Source organism: Streptomyces purpurogeneiscleroticus, assembly GCF_020024005.1.
Lineage (GTDB): Bacteria > Actinomycetota > Actinomycetes > Streptomycetales > Streptomycetaceae > Streptomyces > Streptomyces purpurogeneiscleroticus.
Genome location: NZ_NHSG01000330.1, coordinates 22,639 through 38,076 on the forward strand (window position 1 = coordinate 22,639; position 15,438 = coordinate 38,076).

The following is a 15,438-nucleotide window of genomic DNA, read 5'->3' on the forward strand; positions in this document are numbered from 1 at the left end:
CTCCCCCCTCTTGGCTCGGACCGCCCTCGGTTCAATGCGCAACGAACCGCACAATCAAGGCTAGTTGACTCAGCGTCAGTGTCCAATCACGCTAGCGACACAGCCCTATCGACAAATTTATAGTGGCCCCGCGAGCAGGCATCCCGGAAGAAGGGGGTATGGATGGATCTGGCGCTGTTGCGCACCTTCGTCACTGTGCACCGGGCCGGCTCCTTCACCCGCGCCGCCGCCCTCCTCGGACTCTCCCAGCCCGCGGTGACCAGTCAGATACGGTCGCTGGAACGCCAGCTCGGCCGCCCGCTGTTCCTGCGCAGGCCGCGCGGGGTCATCGCCACCACCGTCGGCGACGAACTCGCCCACAAGATCGCCCCGCATCTCGACGCGCTCACCGAGATCACCGAAGCCGGGCTCGACGAGGAATCCGTCACCCGCACCCTCCATCTCGCCGGGCCCCCGGAATTCGCCGCCGAACGCGCCCTCCCGGCCCTCGCCCCGCTCATCGACCGGGGCCTCGCCGTCCGCACCGCCTTCGGTTCCGCCGAGGAACTGCTCAACGGTCTCGCCGCCGGCCACCACGATCTCGCCGTCACCACCGTCCGGCCGCGCGGCGGCCTGCTCACCGCGACCCCGCTGTGCGACGAGGAGCACGTCCTGGTCGCCGCGCCCCGCTGGGCGGACCGGCTCGGCGGCCCGGCCGGCCTCCAGGACCGCGCCCCAAAGGCCCTCGACCCCGTACCGGTGGTCGAGGTCCACGAGAGCCTGCCGCTGGTCACCCGCTACTGGTCCGCCGTCTTCGACGCCCGGCCCACGGCCCCCGCCGCCGTGATAGCCGCCGACCTGCGCGCGGTACTGGCCTGCACGGCGGCCGGCGCCGGGCTCGCCGTCGTACCGCGCTATCTCGCCGCGCCGGCGCTCGACCGCGGCGAGGTGGTCTCGCTGCTGGACCCGCCGGTGCCGCCGCTGCGCACGTACTTCCTCGTCGTCCGCACCGGGACGCTCGCCCTGCCGCACATCGCCCGTGCGCACGAGTGGCTGCTGCGGGCCGCGACGGCCTGGTGACCGGCGGCGAGCAGGGCTACCGCACTGGTGAGCGGCATGGAGGAGTTCGTTCCGGCGCTGACCGGGACGTATCCGGCGCGCCCGCGGCCGGATGTCACACGCCCCGCAAGACGCGGGTTTCACCAGCCGTCGAAAGCGGCATCTGTCCCCTATGACCGTACGGCCAGTCGTCAAACGCACCGCCCGCGCGATCCTGCTCGACGGTGACGACCTCATTCTGATCAAGCGCACCAAGCCGGGACGGAACCCGTACTGGATCACGCCGGGTGGCGGCGTGGAGCCCGAGGACGCCACCGTGATCGACGCCCTCCACCGGGAGGTGGACGAGGAGCTGGGCGCCAAGGTCAAGGATGTCGTACCGGTCTTCGTCGACACGGTCGAGCACGTCACGGACGGTGGCGTGGACGGCGTGAAGGTGCAGCACTTCTTCGTCTGCCGGCTCGACTCCATGGATCTGGCCCGGCGGCACGGCCCCGAGGTGGAGGAGCCGTGCGGGGAGTACGAGATCGTGCGGGTGCCGTTCACGCGCGTCGGGATCGCCTCCGTCGAGGTCGTACCGCTCTCGCTGCGGCACTACCTCGACGCCAACATCGAAGGCGTCCGGGCGCTGCACGCGCCCGATCTGGGCTGACGGGCCTACCCCGCGCGAACCGTCCGTTTCACGTGAAACGTCCGAGTCCACGTCGCCTCACTTTCGGCTGTTTCACGTGAAACAGGACATGTTTCACGTGAAACAAGGGTCGCCCTTGGGCTAGCCGAACCAGCCTCGGAAGTCGCCGGAGTCCGCCGGTGCCCGCTGCTGAACGAGCGCCAGTACTCGCTCCGCCTCCTCCTGGAAGGACGAGGGGTCGGGGGTACGGGGACGAGCCGGCGCCGGTTCCGCCGGTGCCTGCGGCGTCTCTTCGCGGCGCCGGTAGGGGGCCCGCTCGGCCGCCTCGGCTGCCGCGCCGAAGAAATCGCCGCCCTTGCGCTTCATATCGTCGGTGCCCCAGGCGCGGTCGCCGCCGCGCTCCTGTCGGGGGACCTTCTGCAGGTGGGGTATGTGCTTGGCGCAGTGGATGTACGCCTCCTCCACCTCGACCGCCACCCACAGCTGTGCGCGCCGACCGGGCACCGGGTCGACCGGCAGATCGGGGTGGCGGACCCGCATCTCCTCGTCCGGGACGACCCAGGCCCGTCCGTTCACATGCAGACCGATCCGGTCGCGCAAGAAGTCCACGAAGAGGATGCCCAGCCGCGGGTTCTCGGAGAGGTTGCCGAGCGAGGCCAGCACGCCGTTGCCGCGGTACTCGGGGTAGATCAGGGTGCGCTCGTCCAGCACGCGTACGAAGCCGGGCGGCCCGGCCCGGAAGGTCGAGTCGCACTCGCCGTTCCCGTCCGCGGTCGCCAGGAAGAACATCTCCTGACGGCCGACGAACTCCTGCATGCGCGTGTTGAGGTGGTCCAGGACCTGGTCGCGGTAGAAGCGGTCGGCGCGGTCGGTCGTCCCCATCTGCTGCTGGACAAGGTGCTCACCGTCGCTGCCGGGCCGCTCGTCCCGCTCGTCGACGGCCCAGCTGGGCACCGGCCGTGCGGCCGGCTGCTCGTACGCCTGCGAAGCCGGACCGGGCCGCTCGTGCGTGGGATCAGTCGGTCTGAGCCGCTCGTGCGTGGGCGCGGCCGGGGCGGCCGGCTCGTAGGTGTAGACATCCGGGTACTCGCTCGCGTACCGGTCCGGGTACTGGACCGCGTACTCGTCCGGATACGGGCCCACGGGCTCGCGCGAGTAACCCCAGCGGCTGCTGTCTTCGGTGCTCAAGTACTACTCTCCCGCCGCGACAAGCTCTTCAACGGCGTCATGCCGGATACGGTCCGAAGGGACGCCGACGCCTACCAGCGCGTCCACACCGCTGCGGATCATGCCGGGCGGCCCCGACACATACGCGTCGTACTCGCCCCACGGACCGTACTCCCGTACCGCGTCCGGCAGTCGCCCGCTGATGCTCCGGTACACACCGCCCGTCGGCCCGCTGGAGATCACCGGGCGTACGGACAGCCAGGGATGCGCGTGCTCCAGCCGCAGCATGGTGTCGATGTCGTAGAGGTCATGATCACTGCGAGCACCGTAGAACACTTCCACCGGACGCCGGCGGCCGTGCTCGGCGACATCCTCGACCAGCGCCTTGATGGGCGCGATGCCCGTCCCGCCGCCCAGGCACAGCAGGCCGTTGTCGGTGGTGTGGTCGACGGTCATCGATCCGCCCGGAGGGCCGAGCCGGATGACATCGCCCGGCCGCGCCCGGTGCACCAGCGCACTCGAGACCCAGCCCGCCGGTACCGCCTTGACGTGGAAGGAGAGCAGGCCGTCCGAGCGCGGCGCGCAGGCGAAGGAGTAGTGCCGCCACACCCGCGGCCACCACGGCGTCTCCACGCTGGTGTACTGCCCGGCGAGGAACGGGTACGGCTGGTCCGGCCGCACCGTGACGACCGCGACGTCGGGCGTGCGCAGCTCGTGCGCGACCACCTCGGCGTCCCACCAGGCGGGCGCGGTGGCCTCGTCCTCGGCGGCGGCGTCGATCATGACCTGCGAAATCTTGGTGTACGCGCGGATCCAGGCGGCCTCGGCCTCGCCGTCCCAGCTGAGCGTGGCGTACCGGGCGAGCGCGCCGAGCAGGCACTCGCCGACGGCCGGGTAGTGCTCCGGCAGCGTGCCGTACTTGCGGTGGCCGCGGCCGAGGTGCGCCAGGAACTCGGTGAGCGACGCGTCGTCGTCCACCCGCTGGGCGGCGGTGAGCAGCGCCTTGAACAGCCGGTCGCGCTGCTCGTCCATGGAGACCGGGAAGAGCTGGCGCAGGTCGGGGTGGCGGACGAAGAGAAGCGCGTAGAAGTACGAGGTGACCTGGTCCGCCACCGGCTCGATCTCCGCCATCGTGCGCCGGATGAGCAGCGCGTCGGCGGACGCCTCGGCCGCGGCGGGCTGCTGCGTACGGACCGACGCCTCCAGCGCGGACTCCGGCACAGGCCCGGCCGCAGCCGGTACCTCACGGCGGGGCGGGAGCGTGGCGGTCCGGCCGCCGGCCCGGGGAGCAGCTTCCGGAGCGGCTTGAGCAGCCGTACGGGGAGCGGTCGGAGGAGCGGCCTGGCCGACTGTTGATTCGCTTGTTTCGGTTGCTTCGATTGATTCAGCCGATTTTGCTGCTTCGACTGATTCGGCGGCTTCGGCCGACTCGGTAGGCTTTTCCGGTGACTTGGCGGGAGAGGGAGTGAACCAACTCCATGCGCCACTGTCACCGTCGGCGCCGTTACCGGCCGACGCGGTGGTCGGAGCGTCCATGGTCTGCCTCGCCTCGAACGGTCGTGGAACGTCTTCGCATTCTTGATCGGCAACCGCCAGCCGGGCAATACCCGCGAAAGCGGGCAGCTCCGACTCGTGTCACACCCAACGCAGTTCCCGTCTCCGCACGCCTCCGCAGCATGTCAGCCCGCGCCCGTACGTACGGACGAACAGCCTGAAGTCCCGGTAACGCACTGTGCGTTGCCGGTAGGCTGGCGGACTCCGGACGTACGCCGGGATATCCCACGGCGCGCCCGCCCGATGAATCGGAGTCGACCATACCGGGAGCGGACGAATCTACAAGCCCCGTTCCGCGGCAGCCCGCCGACGTCCAGGTGAAGCCCTGGTGAGTTCCGGGTGAACCGGCCGGTGGCGTGGCTGGTGGCGCGAGCCGGTGGGCTCACCCGCCGGCCTTCCCGCCGAGCGTCAGCGCGTACGCCTCCCTCAGGTCCCGTCCCGCGTACGCGAAGGTCGCCAGTTCGCTGACGTGATGGTCCGCGTTCACCGCCACGGACGCCGGGAGGGCCGCGAACAGTTCCGCGTCGGAGCGGGAGTCCCCGTACGCCACGCACTCGGCCCGGCTCAGCCCGAACGACGCGCAGAGTTCGTCGGCGATCCGCACCTTGGCACCGGCGGACAGGATGCCGGCCGGGTCCACCCGCTCCCGGAACGGCACGTCCGGCCAGCGCGAGCCGTACGCCGCGTCGGCGCCCCAGCCCAGCAGCCGGTCCACGAAGAACGACGGGGAGAGGGAGATCACCGCGCAGTGCTCCCCGCGCTCGCGGATGTCGGCCCACACGTCCCGGATGCCGGCCAGCCAGGGCGCCGCCTCGAACGCGGCCTCGACATGGGCGTGCGTCAGCTCGGTCCACAGGTCGCAGGCCAGCTGAGCGAAGCGCGGCGGAGTCAGCTCACCGGCGGCGAAGGCGCGCTCCAGCTCGCCGGTCTCCCGTTCCAGCCCGAGCTGCCGCGCGATCTCCACGGCGGCGGCGGACCCGTAGAGCAGCGTTCCGTCCAGGTCGAAGAGGTGCAGCTTGGCCATGGGGGCGAGGGTAGGCGGTCGTACCGCGGGACGGGCGGGCCGGGGCCGCGTCGGCCGACTCCGGCCGGTACAGATGTCGGCTCCGGCCGTTACAGCCCGCCGTACTCGTCCGCGCGTACGGGCGGATACTCCCGCCGTCAGACGCGCCGCGGGCCACCGGGCGCGATGGTGGGGACATGCAGCAGCTCAGCCGTCCCGCGCGCCGGGCCACCCTCGTCGTCCACGTCGTCGTCTCCGTCGGCTGGCTCGGGCTCACGCTCGGCCTCCTGGCGCTCGGCATCGCGGCGTCGACCGCGGGCGGCGCCGCCGGTTCCGACGTCACCTCGGATCTCGCCGCGGCCGCCTACCGCTCGATGAAGATCTTCATCGACTGGCTGATCATCCCGCTCGCGCTGCTCACCCTGGTCTCCGGCCTCGTCCTGTCGCTCGGCACGCCGTGGGGGCTGGCCCGGCACCGGTGGGTGGTCACCAAGTTCTGGCTCACACTGGGCGCGGTCGTCGCCACCACCCTCGCGCTGCGTACGCAGATCGGCGCGGCGGCCGGCGCGGTGACAGCAGGCCGGCCGGTACCGCCCGAGACCGATCTCGTCGTGGCACCGGCCGTCGCGCTCGCGCTGTACGTCTTCCTGACCGCGATCTCCGTACTGAAGCCCTGGGGGCCGACAGCCCGCGGCCGCCGCCTGCGCGAGGAGCGCGGGCGGCGGCCGGAGAGGGCCCGGCGGGCGGTCGTGCGGTGAATCACTCCAGGCCGGCGGCCTGACGGGTTTGCGGTCCGCGCCGCGCGCTCCGGAGCGGCGTGGCGTGTGCGACGTGTACTACCCCTGGGACGCGGCCCCCGTACCGCATATGGTCGCGGCCATGAGCGATTTCAAGATCCGCCGGGCGGCCGAAGCGGACCTCCCCGCCATCGTGGCGCTGCTGGCCGACGACGCACTGGGCGCCACCCGCGAGTCCCCGGACGACCTGACTCCGTACCGTACGGCGTACAAGCGGCTGGCCGACGACCCGAACCAGCACCTGGTCGTCGCCGAACGCGCCGGCCGCGTCGTCGGGACGCTCCAGCTCACCGTCATTCCGGGGCTCTCGCGGCGCGGTGCCACCCGGTCGATCATCGAGGGCCTGCGCATCCACTCCGAGGAGCGGGGGACCGGCCTGGGCACCCGGCTCATGGACTGGGCAGTGCAGGAATCCCGGGCGCTCGGCGTCGAGTTGGTGCAGCTGACCTCCGACGCCACTCGCGTCGATGCCCACCGGTTCTACGAGCGGATCGGCTTCGACGCCTCCCACCTGGGCTTCAAGCGCCAGCTGTGACCTCGGTGGACTCGTCGGCGGGCGCCGCCTCAGGGGCTGCGGCGCCTTCGGAACGGGACCTGGACCGGGTCCGGTGCGCCTTCTGCCGGCAGGCCCCGCCGCAGTAGCGGGCGGGTCGGCCGGTATGCGCCATTTGCACAGGTCCGCCGCATTCTTCGCACACAGTTTCGTTATTTTCTGCGGCTTCGAACGGGAGTTTCGTTACGTCCCGCCCGGCTCGCAGTGCGTCACACATCAGGGCCGTCATACGGCCCGATACACCGTCCGCCACCCTCATATCGGCCGGGGAATCCACGTCACCCGCCGATTCCCCCGCCGGCTCGTCCCCCGGCCCAGTTTCCGGTCCGCCGGACGCCGTTGACCGGCGGACTTCCATGGCCATGCACCCGGTCAACAGCACCCGTACATCGGCGATGGACACGTCCTTACGCACCGCGCCGGCCCGCTGAGCCCTGATCAGCAGCACGTCCAGCGCCGACCAGAATTCCTCTTCCAGGCCCGGCATTACAGGGCGCACATCGACCACTGCGGTCCCTTCCAGCGCGGCACACATCGCCTTGTTCTGCGCGACCAGCCTGACCACCGAGGAAATGAACCGGAAAAAGACCTCGCCCGGGTCCGGTACATCGGCCAAGTCCCGCGCCGTATCGGTGAACAGCCGCAGCCGGTCCGCGACCGTGGCCCTGAACAAGGCGTCCTTGGAAGGGAAATGACGGTAAACGGTGCCCGCCCCCACCCCCGCGCGCCGCGCGATCTCTCCAAGCGGAACGGTCAACCCGCGTTCCTCGAAGGCGGAACGGGCTGCCTGCAACACGAGCGCTCGATTACGTCGCGCGTCGGCACGCAATGCGGCGGAACCGGTCTCCGGCATTCTCCCGACCTCCTCGAAACGGCTGCGCCTCTGTCCCGGAAACCACGCAGATAAACGGGCCGGGCGTTCCGATTCTAAGGGCCGCTAAAAGCATGATCGACAACCGCGCATCCGGCGCGTCGCCGAAAAGAGCCGACGAAAAACTGCAACAGAAACGGGTTACTCCCTCCGTTTACGGAGGCGTGGCTGGACCACCCCCGAGGCGGCCGGCCGTGAACCGGCCGCAAGCTCGCCGCCACACGGGACTCGCCCTCCGCGGCGGCCCCTCCGGGCGCCCTGCCCGCGCAGTACTCAACTCGCCCATAAATTAGGGCACTTAGGGGGCCCAGCGCTCCGTTTTCAGGTGAATTGCCAGCGAATGCTCGCCTCCCCCTGGAGAACATGCATTCCGCTTCCTCGCCCGGCTCCGACTCGCCCTCTGGCGCACATGACTGTGGGGCCGTGTTTCACGTGAAACACGGCCCCACTCAGACCATCTCTCGGCCCACAGGCCCCTCAGCCACTCGAATGGCCTACATCGACCCTCCGACGCCTCCCCCGCGGCTCACTCGGCCCCGTTCAGCCGCCGATCACCGCATCCCATGCGGCCCTCGCCGCCTCCAGGGCAGCCTCGGTGTCCGGCTCGGCACCCAGCGTCCGCAGCCCCTCGCCCAGCGCGGACAGCGCGGCCAGGACCACTCCACGGTCCGCCGCCCGGCCGTAATGGTTCAGCCGGATCATCTCCTTGGCCAGCGCCCCGGCCGCGGCCTGCAGCGGAACGCCACCGTTCGCAGCCAGCGCCGCGGCCACGACCTCGCGGGCGTCCACATCCTCCGGCGCCCGGAGCGTCGTAGCGGCCGGTGCGGCGTCCTCGTCGCGGACCACGTACGGCGACAGACCTCCCAGGGCCCGTACGCCCGCCCGCGTCGACGCCGCGGCCGCGCGATGGCGGGCGATGACGGCGTCCAGCCCCTCGTCGTTCACCCGGTCCACGGCCTGCTCCAGCGCCAGCATTTCCAGCTGCGCCGGCGCGTGCGGCAGCGCCGTACGGCCGCCGTCGATCCAGCGTTCCTTCCAGTCCAGCAACGAGAGGTAGGACCGGCGCGGCGCCTGCTCATTGGCGGCGATCCGCTCCCAGGCACGGGCGCTCACCGAAGCGGCCGAGACCCCGGCCGGTCCCGCCAGCGCCTTCTGCCCGCCGATGACGCAGAGGTCCACACCCCACTCGTCGGTACGCAGCGGCTCCGCGCCCACCGACGCCACCGCGTCCAGCATCAGCAGTGCGCCGTGCTCCCGCACCACCGCGCCGATCTCGGCGACGGGGTTGGTGTTGCCGGTCGCGGCCTCGGCGTGCACCAGGCTCACGAAGTCGATGGCGGGGTTCTCCCGCAGCGCGTCCGCGACCTGCTGCGGCGAGACCGCGCCGGTGAACGGGGCGGTGATCGTGACCACCTCGGCGCCGCAGGACCGCAGCCAGCCGCCGAAGGTCTCGCCGTACGGCCCGGTGATGACGTTCAGAGCGGTGCTTCCGGGCCGTACGGCCGAGCGGATGCACGCCTCGAGCGGCAGCAGCGCCTCGCCCTGCATCGCCACGACGTCCGCTTCGGTCCCCATCAGCGCGGCGACCTTGTCCTCGATCCGCGCGAAGTGCGCCGCGGTGAGCGGCGGCAGGTCGAGCAGCACCGGGGCGTCGGAGTTCGCGGTCGCGGTCGCATCGTTCACGGCAGTCACAGTGGCCTTCCAGCGGTAGCGGGCCCCGCACGACGGCGGTTCCCGGGCACTCCTGATATCTGGCTCGACTGTACGTCCGCCCCATGACCTCGATTCCGGCGCCCGCTGCCCGCGGCCCCCACGCATCCCGCCAGCCGACTCCGCCGTCACCGCCCTCCCCGGCGTCCTCGCCCCTCCGAGCCCACCCCTCGGGCTCACTCCTCTGAACTCATCCCTCCGTACGCCAGCCGCCCGCGTCGACGCCGCCCGGCACCGGCGCCGACGGCTCGTACGGCGCGCGGGTGAACACGAACGTGCCGAGGTCCAGGTGGCTCACCGAACCGTCCCCGGCCCGCACCGCGCGCAGCGTCTCCCCCGCGTAGTAACCGTCCAGGCCCGTCCAGCTCCCGTCCTCCGCCGGCCGGAACCGCGAGCTGCGGCCCCCGCCGGACATGGGGCTCAGCTCCAGCTCCCGGGCCGCCCGCAGCCGCAGAATGTACGGAGCGGCGCCCCAGAACCAAGGCCCGGTCAGCGCCAGCAGCTCCTCGTCCAGCGGCCCGGCCAGCGGCCGCCACGGCTCGGGAATCCGCGGCTCCCGCTCGGCCACGATCCGTACGAAGTCGGCGGCGATCCCGCTCACTGCGGGGCCCGACGTGCAGTTGGCCAGCGCGACACCCGCGACGCCCTCGTCCGTACCGGCGTCCGCACCGACCCACAGGGATGCCAGGAAGCCCGGCATGGAGCCTGTGTGCCCGGCCAGCACCCGGCCGTCGTCCGTGCGCAGCAGCTGCAGCCCCAGGCCGTACCCCGTGCTCCAGTCGCCCTCCGCCGGTACGGCGGGCGTCCGCAGCTCCGCCACGCTCGCTGCGCCGAGCACCCGTTCGTCGCCTCGGGCCAGGAACGCCACCCACCGGCACAGGTCCGACACCGTCGACCACAGCTGGCCGGCCGGCGCCATCCGCCCGGTGTCCTCGGCCGGTTCGGGCAGCAGCACGTCCGCCCAGGGATGTACGGCCCAGCCGGCCGCGTGCGGCGCCACCGGGTCCAGGGTCGTACGCGTCATCCCCAGCGGCTCCAGCACCTCCCGGCGCAGCACCTCACCCCAGGGCTCGCCACCGCGCAGCCGCTCGACGAGCGCGCCCAGCAGCGCGTATCCGGGGTTGGAGTAGTGGTGCCGGCGGCCCGCCGGGTGGCGGCGCGGCCGCTCACCGAAGAGGTCGGCCGGCCCCGGCCGCAGCAGGCCCGGCGTCCGCTCCCACCACGGTCCGCGCGCCTCGGCCGCCAGCCCGGCACTGTGCGAAAGCAGCTGCGCGACCGTGGCGTCGGGTACCGGCGTACCGTCGAGGTGCTTGCCCAGCGGATCGGCCAGCCCGAGCAGTCCCTCGTCCCGCAGCCGCAGGACGAGCACCGCCACGAACGTCTTGGTGAGCGAACCAATGCGGTACTGCATGTCGGCGTGCGGCACCGCGCCGTCCACCGCTCCGCGCAGCCCCAGCCACACCGGCTGCCCGTCCCGTACGACCGCCCCCACCATGGACGGCGCCCGCCCCTTCGCCTGCCCTACGGCCAGCCGCCGCCACAGCTCCCGCCGGGTGCTCGGCAACAGCCCTGCACCCTCGCGATTCTCGTCCGAAGACACCGCCACACCACGCCACTCCGTCATGCCCCTCATGCTCGCAGAGCAGCGCGGAACTTCCGTCCCGCGCCCGGGGATTCGGCGAGGTCGCTCTCGCGGCCGCTCAGGTCTGTGCCATGTCCACGAAGCGGGAGTAGTGGCCCTGGAAAGCGACGGTGATGGTGGCGGTGGGGCCGTTTCGGTGCTTGCCGACGATGATGTCCGCCTCGCCCGCTCTCGGGGACTCCTTCTCGTAGGCGTCCTCGCGGTGCAAGAGGATGACCATGTCGGCGTCCTGCTCGATCGATCCCGACTCACGGAGGTCGGAGACCTGCGGTTTCTTGTCCGTACGCTGCTCAGGGCCACGGTTCAGCTGGGAGAGCGCGATGACCGGGAGCTCCAGCTCCTTGGCGAGCAGCTTGAGGTTACGGGACATGTCCGAGACCTCCTGCTGACGGCTCTCGACGCGCTTGGAGCCGCCGGACTGCATCAGCTGCAGATAGTCGATGACCACCAGCTTCAGGTCCTGCCGCTGCTTGAGGCGGCGGCACTTGGCCCGGATCTCCATCATCGAGAGGTTCGGCGAGTCGTCGATGAAGAGGGGCGCGGCCGAGACGTCGGGCATCCGGCGGGCCAGCCGGGTCCAGTCCTCGTCCGTCATCGCGCCGGAGCGCATGTGGTGCAGTGCCACCCGCGCCTCGGCGGACAGCAGACGCATCGCAATCTCGTTGCGGCCCATTTCGAGCGAGAAGATGACGCTCGGCATGTTGTGTTTGATCGAACATGCCCGGGCGAAGTCCAGCGCGAGCGTGGACTTACCCATCGCCGGACGGGCCGCGACGACGATCATCTGGCCGGGGTGCAGGCCGTTCGTCAGCGAGTCGAGGTCGGAGAAGCCGGTGGGGACGCCGGTCATCTGGCCCTGGCGGGAGCCGATCGCCTCGATCTCGTCGAGCGCGCCCTCCATGATGTCGCCGAGCGGGAGGTAATCCTCGCTGGTGCGCTGCTCGGTGACGGCGTAGATCTCCGCCTGGGCGCTGTTGACGATCTCGTCGACGTCGCCGTCGGCGGCGTAACCCATCTGTGTGATCTTGGTGCCGGCCTCGACGAGCCGTCTCAGCACCGCCCGCTCGTGAACGATCTCCGCGTAGTACTCGGCGTTCGCGGCCGTCGGCACGGACTGTACGAGGGTGTGCAGATATGACGCGCCGCCCACCCGGCCGATCTCGCCGCGCTTGGTCAGCTCGGCGGCGACGGTGATCGGGTCGGCCGGCTCGCCCTTGGCGTACAGGTCGAGGATGGCCTGGTAGACCAGCTCGTGCGCCGGGCGGTAGAAGTCGTGGCCCTTGAGGACCTCCACCACATCGGCGATGGCGTCCTTGGAGAGCAGCATGCCGCCGAGCACGGACTGCTCGGCGTCCAGGTCCTGCGGCGGGACCCGTTCGAAGCCGCCGGACCACGCACCCTCGCCGTCCTCGCGGTCGAACCGGTCCTCGCGGCCGCGTCCCTTGCCGTCGCTCCGGCGGGAGCGGGCGGGCAGCCGGTCGCCGGGGCCGGAGTCGGCCCAGGGGTCCTCCATGGGCTGCATGGGCTCAGGCACGCTCACCACGCCACCTCCTCCCGTCCGCGACGCGGACCTTGCTGTGCCCTTCTTTCTTACGGCACGGCTCTGACAATCGAGACACCCGACTCCGCTTACGGCGCGACGAGTTCGGATGAATCCAGGGACCGACACGGGGAGGGGGCGCCGCACAACGGTAGGCCGCCGGGCACCGTCCGCCAATCTGGTTATCCACAGGCCATGTGGACGATCGCCCCCAACCTGTGGAGAACCCCCCGGTTCCTGTGCACGGCGCGGGGGAAATCGGTGTGGACAAACACACAATCACCCCCGCTCGACACCTCTGACCTGCACCTTCTTCGTCCATAGCCTGTGGGGAAGAAAAACTTCGGCAACCTGTTCAAGATCGCGTCACCCGCTGGGGAGAAGAGCGCCTCGAGCCCCGAAGAGTAAGGAGCGGAACCTAGTTGTGTCTCTTACCTGTGGAAGATTAGATTGAGTGCATGACACAGGCTCCCGCGAAGCCCCGGCGCACCGGCCGCAGGCACGACCGCGAGATCATCGCACTCGCTCTCCCCGCGTTCGGCGCGCTCGTCGCGGAACCCCTCTTCGTCATGGTCGACAGCGCCGTCGTCGGCCACCTCGGCACCCCGCAGCTGGCCGGGCTCGGCGTCGCTGCGGCCCTCCTCACGACCGCCGTCTCGGTCTTCGTCTTCCTCGCCTACGCGACCACGGCGGCCGTCGCCCGCCGGGTCGGCGCCGGCGATCTCTCCGCCGCCATTCGCCAGGGCATGGACGGCATCTGGCTCGCCCTCCTCCTGGGCGCCGCCGTGATCGCCGTCGTACTGCCCACCGCTCCCTGGCTGGTCGATGTCTTCGGGGCGTCCACCACCGCCGCTCCGTACGCCACCACCTACCTGCGCATCAGCTCGCTCGGCATCCCCGCGATGCTCGTCGTGCTCGCCGCCACCGGCGTGCTCCGCGGCCTGCAGGACACCAGAACCCCGCTGTATGTCGCGATCGGCGGCTTCACTCTCAACGCCGTCCTGAACATCGGCCTGGTCTACGGCGCCGGCCTGGGCATCGCCGGCTCCGCCTGGGGCACCGTCATCGCCCAGTGCGGCATGGCGGCCGTCTATCTCACCGTCGTCGTACGCGGCGCCAAGCGGCACGGCGCCTCGCTCCGCCCCGACGCCGCCGGCATCCGCGCCTCCGCACAGGCCGGCGTGCCGCTGCTGGTGCGTACCCTCTCGTTGCGCGCCGTCCTGATGATCGCGACGGCGGTGGCCGCGCGGCTCGGTGACGCCGATGTGGCCGCCCACCAGATCATCCTGACCCTGTGGTCGCTGCTGGCCTTCGCGCTGGACGCGATCGCCATCGCCGGTCAGGCCATCATCGGGCGCTATCTGGGTGCGGGAGATGTGGACGGCGCGAAGGCCGCCTGCCGGCGCATGGTCGAGTGGGGGATCGCCTCCGGAGTGGTGCTCGGCATCCTGGTCGCACTGGCCCGGCCGCTGTTCATTCCGCTGTTCACCGCCGACCCGGCCGTGAAGGACGTTCTGCTGCCGGCCCTGCTGGTGGTCGCGGTGAGCCAGCCCGTCTCCGGCATCGTCTTCGTCCTCGACGGCGTACTGATGGGCGCGGGGGACGGGCCGTATTTGGCCGGGGCGATGCTCGTCACGCTGGCGGTCTTCGCGCCCGTGGCGCTGGCGGTACCGGTGCTGGGCGGCGGGCTGACCGCGCTGTGGTGGTCGATGGCGCTGATGATGACCGTACGGATGGTGACCCTGTGGGTCCGTACCCGCTCCGGCCGCTGGATCGTGACCGGCGCGGCCCGCTGAGGGCGAGCACGGGCGGTATCCATCGACAACCGCCGCGCCCGCCGGACTGCGCGGCTGGCTCCGAACGACCGAAGGGGCCGCATCCTCGGAAGGATGCGGCCCCTTCAGCGTGACTCGGTCACTGGGCCATGGTCAGCGCCTGCTGCCCGCGACCCCGTGATCAGGCCGTGCGATCGGGCTGCACTCAGGCAGCGACGACCTCGACACCGAGGTTGGCGACAACCTCGGGGTGCAGACGCACGGAGACCTGGTGCGCGCCCAGGGTCTTGATCGGCGAACCGACCTCAACGCGGCGCTTGTCGACGTCCGGACCACCGGCGGCCTTGATCGCCGAGGCGATGTCGGCCTGGGTGACGGAGCCGAACAGGCGGCCGGCGTCGCCGGCGCGAACGGCCAGCTGCACCTTGACGCCCTCGAGCTGACCCTTGACCTCGTTGGCCTGCTCGACCGACGCGATCTCGCGGATCTTGCGACCGCGGCGAATCTGCTCTACGTCCTTCTCGCCGCCCTTGGTCCAGCGGATCGCGAAACCGCGCGGGACCAGGTAGTTACGGGCGTAACCGTCACGGACGTCAACGACGTCGCCGGCGGTGCCGAGGCCAGAGACCTCGTGGGTGAGGATGATCTTCATGTTTCGGTCACCCTTCCCTTATCGCGCGGTGGAGGTGTAGGGCAGCAGCGCCATCTCACGGCTGTTCTTCACGGCCGTGGCGACGTCACGCTGGTGCTGGGTGCAGTTGCCGGTGACCCGGCGGGCACGGATCTTGCCGCGGTCGGAAATGAACTTCCGCAGCAGGTTCGTGTCCTTGTAGTCGACGTAGGAGATCTTCTCCTTGCAGAACACGCAAACCTTCTTCTTCGGCTTGCGAGCAGGCGGCTTCGCCATTGTCTCTCTCCAGTGAGTTTCAAGAAGTTTGTGCTGGCGCCCTCAGGCCGCCGGACCACGTTTCACGTGAAACCGTGTTTCACGTGAAACAGCCCCGCGTGTACGTGCCAGACGTACGTGCCTAGAAGGGCGGCTCGTCCGAGTAGCCGCCGCCGGAGCCACCGCCCCAGCCGCCACCGCCGCCACCCTGCTGGCCACCGCCTGCAGGAGCACCGGTCGCCCAGGGGTCGTCGGCGGGAGCCCCGCCGCC

The 15,438-nt window shown here is 70.9% G+C and carries 14 protein-coding genes and 1 pseudogene; 5 read left to right on the plus strand and 10 right to left on the minus strand.

The window, feature by feature from the left end; all coding sequences use genetic code 11:
* The first annotated feature begins 162 nt into the window (after window positions 1-162).
* Both CCS38_RS21725 and CCS38_RS21730 read left to right on the plus strand, forming a co-directional pair.
* A complete protein-coding gene (locus CCS38_RS21725; RefSeq protein ID WP_223734973.1) occupies window positions 163-1,059 on the plus strand; it encodes a LysR family transcriptional regulator in 897 nt (298 codons plus the stop codon).
* A gap of 151 nt (window positions 1,060-1,210) precedes the next feature.
* Window positions 1,211-1,690, plus strand: coding sequence for an NUDIX domain-containing protein (locus tag CCS38_RS21730; protein ID WP_223734974.1), 480 nt, complete (start codon window positions 1,211-1,213; stop codon window positions 1,688-1,690).
* Window positions 1,691-1,810: 120 nt separating this feature from the next.
* On the opposite strand, the gene CCS38_RS21735 is transcribed toward CCS38_RS21730, so the two are convergent.
* From CCS38_RS21735 to CCS38_RS21745, 3 genes are all read right to left on the minus strand, one after another.
* Entirely contained in the window at window positions 1,811-2,551 is a 741-nt protein-coding gene (locus CCS38_RS21735) for a pyridoxamine 5'-phosphate oxidase family protein (RefSeq protein WP_223734986.1), read from the minus strand.
* Between the two features lie 309 nt (window positions 2,552-2,860).
* Window positions 2,861-4,372: a globin domain-containing protein gene (locus CCS38_RS21740; RefSeq protein WP_223734975.1), complete on the minus strand. Its 1,512-nt coding sequence runs from the start codon at window positions 4,370-4,372 to the stop codon at window positions 2,861-2,863.
* 400 nt (window positions 4,373-4,772) lie between these two features.
* Window positions 4,773-5,414 carry an HAD family hydrolase gene (locus tag CCS38_RS21745; protein ID WP_223734976.1) on the minus strand — a complete coding sequence of 214 codons (642 nt, stop codon included), beginning with the start codon at window positions 5,412-5,414 and terminating at the stop codon, window positions 4,773-4,775.
* A 176-nt stretch (window positions 5,415-5,590) separates the two neighbouring features.
* On the opposite strand from CCS38_RS21745, the gene CCS38_RS21750 reads away from it, so the two are divergent.
* Both CCS38_RS21750 and CCS38_RS21755 read left to right on the plus strand, forming a co-directional pair.
* The gene (locus tag CCS38_RS21750) at window positions 5,591-6,151 is read left to right on the plus strand and encodes a DUF2269 domain-containing protein (RefSeq protein WP_223734977.1); all 561 of its coding nucleotides are present in this window, start codon (window positions 5,591-5,593) and stop codon (window positions 6,149-6,151) included.
* A 121-nt stretch (window positions 6,152-6,272) separates the two neighbouring features.
* The gene (locus CCS38_RS21755; RefSeq protein ID WP_223734978.1) at window positions 6,273-6,725 is read left to right on the plus strand and encodes a GNAT family N-acetyltransferase; all 453 of its coding nucleotides are present in this window, start codon (window positions 6,273-6,275) and stop codon (window positions 6,723-6,725) included.
* Here the strand turns inward: CCS38_RS21755 and CCS38_RS21760 are convergent.
* From CCS38_RS21760 to dnaB, 4 genes are all read right to left on the minus strand, one after another.
* The gene (locus tag CCS38_RS21760; protein WP_223734979.1) at window positions 6,709-7,596 is read right to left on the minus strand and encodes a TetR/AcrR family transcriptional regulator; all 888 of its coding nucleotides are present in this window, start codon (window positions 7,594-7,596) and stop codon (window positions 6,709-6,711) included. The genes CCS38_RS21755 and CCS38_RS21760 overlap by 17 nt on opposite strands.
* A 558-nt stretch (window positions 7,597-8,154) precedes the next feature.
* On the minus strand, window positions 8,155-9,306 hold the full coding sequence (locus CCS38_RS21765; protein WP_223734980.1) for a pyridoxal-phosphate-dependent aminotransferase family protein: 1,152 nt from the start codon (window positions 9,304-9,306) through the stop codon (window positions 8,155-8,157).
* 208 nt (window positions 9,307-9,514) lie between these two features.
* Window positions 9,515-10,948, minus strand: a complete 1,434-nt coding sequence (locus CCS38_RS21770; protein ID WP_223734981.1) for a serine hydrolase domain-containing protein — start codon at window positions 10,946-10,948, stop codon at window positions 9,515-9,517.
* 76 nt (window positions 10,949-11,024) lie between these two features.
* Complete coding sequence (dnaB, locus tag CCS38_RS21775; protein WP_223734987.1) at window positions 11,025-12,479, minus strand: replicative DNA helicase; 1,455 nt, start codon at window positions 12,477-12,479, stop codon at window positions 11,025-11,027.
* A gap of 485 nt (window positions 12,480-12,964) precedes the next feature.
* Between dnaB and CCS38_RS21780 the strand changes: the two genes are divergently transcribed.
* The gene (locus CCS38_RS21780; RefSeq protein WP_223734982.1) at window positions 12,965-14,302 is read left to right on the plus strand and encodes an MATE family efflux transporter; all 1,338 of its coding nucleotides are present in this window, start codon (window positions 12,965-12,967) and stop codon (window positions 14,300-14,302) included.
* A 184-nt stretch (window positions 14,303-14,486) separates the two neighbouring features.
* Here CCS38_RS21780 and rplI read toward each other — a convergent pair whose 3' ends face one another.
* The 3 genes and pseudogenes from rplI to CCS38_RS21795 form a co-directional block, all read right to left on the minus strand.
* Complete coding sequence (gene rplI / locus CCS38_RS21785; RefSeq protein WP_223734983.1) at window positions 14,487-14,933, minus strand: 50S ribosomal protein L9; 447 nt, start codon at window positions 14,931-14,933, stop codon at window positions 14,487-14,489.
* A gap of 18 nt (window positions 14,934-14,951) precedes the next feature.
* The gene (rpsR, locus tag CCS38_RS21790; RefSeq protein ID WP_003978893.1) at window positions 14,952-15,188 is read right to left on the minus strand and encodes a 30S ribosomal protein S18; all 237 of its coding nucleotides are present in this window, start codon (window positions 15,186-15,188) and stop codon (window positions 14,952-14,954) included.
* Window positions 15,189-15,309: 121 nt separating this feature from the next.
* Window positions 15,310-15,438: pseudogene (locus tag CCS38_RS21795) on the minus strand (single-stranded DNA-binding protein); the annotation flags it as partial.

Coding starts and splice junctions, on each gene's coding strand:
- CCS38_RS21740 (WP_223734975.1), bottom strand. CDS start 4,372: ATGGACGCTCCGACCACCGCGTCGGCCGGTAACGGCGCCGACGGTGAC.
- rpsR (WP_003978893.1), bottom strand. CDS start 15,188: ATGGCGAAGCCGCCTGCTCGCAAGCCGAAGAAGAAGGTTTGCGTGTTC.
- CCS38_RS21760 (WP_223734979.1), bottom strand. CDS start 7,596: ATGCCGGAGACCGGTTCCGCCGCATTGCGTGCCGACGCGCGACGTAAT.
- CCS38_RS21725 (WP_223734973.1), top strand. CDS start 163: ATGGATCTGGCGCTGTTGCGCACCTTCGTCACTGTGCACCGGGCCGGC.
- CCS38_RS21755 (WP_223734978.1), top strand. CDS start 6,273: ATGAGCGATTTCAAGATCCGCCGGGCGGCCGAAGCGGACCTCCCCGCC.
- CCS38_RS21735 (WP_223734986.1), bottom strand. CDS start 2,551: ATGGGGACGACCGACCGCGCCGACCGCTTCTACCGCGACCAGGTCCTG.
- CCS38_RS21750 (WP_223734977.1), top strand. CDS start 5,591: ATGCAGCAGCTCAGCCGTCCCGCGCGCCGGGCCACCCTCGTCGTCCAC.
- rplI (WP_223734983.1), bottom strand. CDS start 14,933: ATGAAGATCATCCTCACCCACGAGGTCTCTGGCCTCGGCACCGCCGGC.
- dnaB (WP_223734987.1), bottom strand. CDS start 12,479: ATGGAGGACCCCTGGGCCGACTCCGGCCCCGGCGACCGGCTGCCCGCC.
- CCS38_RS21745 (WP_223734976.1), bottom strand. CDS start 5,414: ATGGCCAAGCTGCACCTCTTCGACCTGGACGGAACGCTGCTCTACGGG.
- CCS38_RS21770 (WP_223734981.1), bottom strand. CDS start 10,948: ATGACGGAGTGGCGTGGTGTGGCGGTGTCTTCGGACGAGAATCGCGAG.
- CCS38_RS21730 (WP_223734974.1), top strand. CDS start 1,211: ATGACCGTACGGCCAGTCGTCAAACGCACCGCCCGCGCGATCCTGCTC.
- CCS38_RS21780 (WP_223734982.1), top strand. CDS start 12,965: ATGACACAGGCTCCCGCGAAGCCCCGGCGCACCGGCCGCAGGCACGAC.